The sequence below is a fragment of the Methylobacterium nigriterrae genome (assembly GCF_037106235.1).
GTDB lineage: Bacteria > Pseudomonadota > Alphaproteobacteria > Rhizobiales > Beijerinckiaceae > Methylobacterium > Methylobacterium nigriterrae.
In genome coordinates this window covers 1-1772 of sequence record NZ_JBAWTG010000335.1, presented here as the reverse complement: position 1 = coordinate 1772, position 1772 = coordinate 1, and the positions used below count along the sequence as shown (strand labels likewise).

Below are 1772 nucleotides of genomic sequence, written 5' to 3'. Positions count from 1 at the left end.
GTCGGACACTGCTGGCGATTTCGACAGCTATGTCGCGAGCGCTTTGAAGCGTGAGGTGCGCGTGGGGGCCAGCGGCCGCAGCGAGAACCAGGCGGCGAGGCGATCCAGGTTGAGAGCGGCCGCCGTCGCCACGCTCTGCAGGGTGGTCTTGGTCAGCCCGCGGTAGCGCGCCCGGCGTAGGCCGAAGCTGCGCACGCCTTGCGCGATCGTCGCCTCGATGCCTTGCCGCTGTCCGTAGAGCTGCCGGCCCTCCTTGCTCTCCTGCCGCATGCGCGCAGCCGCCAGCGCCTCGTGCTCGGCGCGTGGATGCAGGCTGAGCCGGCGGCTCGCCGCCCGGGTACAGCGCGGCTTGGCGGAACACGCGCGGTAGGCGGCGGGGCTGAAGCCCGCGCGGATGAACGCGCGTCCACTCGCCTTGTCCCGGTACGCCCCCCAACTCGTGCTCGCGTGGCCCTCCGGGCAGCGCACGCGCTGACGCTCCCAGTCGACCGCGAAGTCGGTCACGTGGAACGCCCCCTCCTCACGCGTCTGCCAACTCTGGTTCGACCGCGCGGGGCCGATCAGAGCGATGCCGTGCTGCGCGTGCGCCGCGACCAGATGCTCGGCGCTGACGTAGGCGGCATCGACCAGGTGCTCGGAGGGGATCAGATCCAGGCCCGCCAGGGCGGCATGGATCACGCCGGTGCGCATTGCCTCATGCACGTTGGCCGGAGTGGTGTCGGCGTGAACGACCAGCCGAGGCAGATCGGGGTCGCAGGTCTCGGTCAGGTGGACCATGTAGCCCGTCCAGTCGGTTCCGGACTTGGCTCGGAACCGGGCCTCGACGTCGTAGGGCGACTCGATCCGGTCACCGGGCCCACGTCCCTGCACCGGGCGCAGCCGGACGCTGGCGCCGGCGGGTGGGCTTCCGTCCTCTGCCCGCGCGAAGTGCCGCGCCCATACCCGGCGCAGCACGGCGACGGCGGGCAGGCGGGCGGCTGACGGCGGCGCGCTCGCGCCATCCAGTGCGTCGAGCAGGTGATAGCCGTCGGCTCCGACCTGGAGCACGTAAGCCTCGCGCTTGGGCCCGGTCTCCGGCAGGCGCGCGTCCTCGATCCGGCGGTCGTAGCGGTCGTGCCAATCGGGCGGAGCGACATCGCGCAGCCAGTCGGGGGCAACAACCGCCACGGCGTTGAGGGTCGCCCGCAGCGTCTCGGCCAACAACTCGATCCGGTTGAGGTCGCGCACGGCCGCCAGCACGTGCGTGCTGTCGGTGCGTTGGCGCCCGTGCCCCTTGAGCACGCCCTGGTCGCGCGCGGCCTCGAGGATGCGGGTCAGCAGCCGCCCGGCGGCCTCGTGCTCCAGCAGCCGGCCGCGGAACTCGCACAGGACGCTGGGGTCGAAACCGGGATCGGCGAGTTCGAGGGCGAGCAGGTACTTCCAGTCGATCCGGGCCCGAACCGCCTCGGCGGCCTGGCGATCGCTCAGGCCCTCCCGAAACTGCAAAAGCGTGACCACGGCCAAGCGCCAGGGAGCGTAGGCGGGCTGGCCGCGGATGGGATAGAGGTCGGCGAACGCGGCATCGGCGAAGATGGTGCCGAGGCGGGTGCGCAGCAGCAGGTAGGGATTGCCGCGCCGGAACGCGGTCTGGGCGACGCGGGCGGTGTCCTCAGGGACTGGTGGGAGCGGGGGTTGCGGCCGGAGCGACATCGGCGGCCTCCGAGCGGGACCGCCAGCCTACACCCAGCACGACGCCCACCGGAATTCGCCAGCAGTGTCCCGTCGTTTTCCAG

The 1772-nt window shown here is 72.1% G+C and carries 1 protein-coding gene; it reads right to left on the bottom strand.

All coding sequences use genetic code 11. The features are described 5' to 3' along the window. Positions 1-27: 27 nt before the first annotated feature. Positions 28-1689, bottom strand: coding sequence for an IS1182 family transposase (locus tag WDW90_RS36805; RefSeq protein ID WP_336492673.1), 1662 nt, complete (start codon positions 1687-1689; stop codon positions 28-30). Between the last annotated feature and the right edge of the window lie 83 nt (positions 1690-1772).